This window comes from Mycobacterium sp. UM_11 (assembly GCF_001414075.1).
Taxonomy (GTDB): domain Bacteria; phylum Actinomycetota; class Actinomycetes; order Mycobacteriales; family Mycobacteriaceae; genus Mycobacterium.
This window is the reverse complement of sequence record NZ_LATC01000223.1, coordinates 1-929: the sequence shown is the minus strand read 5'-3', so window position 1 is coordinate 929 and position 929 is coordinate 1. Positions and strand designations below refer to the sequence as shown.

Below are 929 nucleotides of genomic sequence, written 5' to 3'. Positions count from 1 at the left end.
TTCTTCGACGCGCTGGGCGGGATCTGCGCCCACGTCCAACACGGCGGCGGCGGCCTGACCCCCTCCGACATCGCCCCCGCCCGGCTCACCCAGGACCAAATCGACCAACTACAACAGCAATACGAGCTCGCCGACATCCTGCCGCTCACCCCGCTCCAGGAGGGATTGCTCTTTCACGCGCGCACCGCTCACGGCCTCGGCGACCTGTATGCGATGCAACTCGACATCACCGTCGACGGTCCACTCGACCCCGCACGACTGCACGACGCCGTGCAGACCGTCGTCAGGCGCCACCCCAACCTGGCCGCCCGGTTCTGCCCACGATTCGACCAGCCGGTGCAGATCGTCTTGGCCAACCCCTCGGCGGCCTGGCGATACGAAACGCTCGACTCCGAGGAGCCGATCCAGCGCGTCAGGGCCGCCGAAAGGGCGAGCGTGTGCGAGCTCGCCGAGGAGCCGGTCTTCCGGGTGGCGCTGATCCGCACCGCCGAGGACCGGCACCGAATCCTGTTGACGTTCCATCACATCGTGCTGGACGGCTGGTCACTGCCGATCCTGCTGCAAGAGATCTTCGCCGCCTACCAGGGCCGGCCGCTGCCCGCCCCGACGCCATACCGCCGCTTCGTCACCTGGCTGGCCGAACGCGACGTCGACGCCGCCCGCACCGCCTGGTGCCAGGCACTCGCCGGCCTCGACGCCCCGACCCTGGTCGGCCCGCCAACCCGAATCAAGCCCGGGCCCAAAGCCACTCGGGCGTTCGACATATCGGCGCAGGCCACCTCGGCGTTGAACGAGCTGGCGCGCTCGAATCACACCACCGTCAACACTGTGCTGCAGGCCGCCTGGGCGCAGCTGCTGATGGGCATGACCGGCCAGCGCGACGTCGTGTTCGGCACCGCGGTGTCGGGACGGCCCACGGAGGTGGCCGG

Annotated in this window: 1 protein-coding gene; it reads left to right on the top strand. The window is 69.6% G+C overall.

The genetic code is table 11. The annotated features are described in order from the left end of the window. Positions 1 to 929: condensation domain-containing protein (locus WU80_RS24750; protein ID WP_231633911.1), on the top strand; the 929-nt coding region annotated here is incomplete at both ends.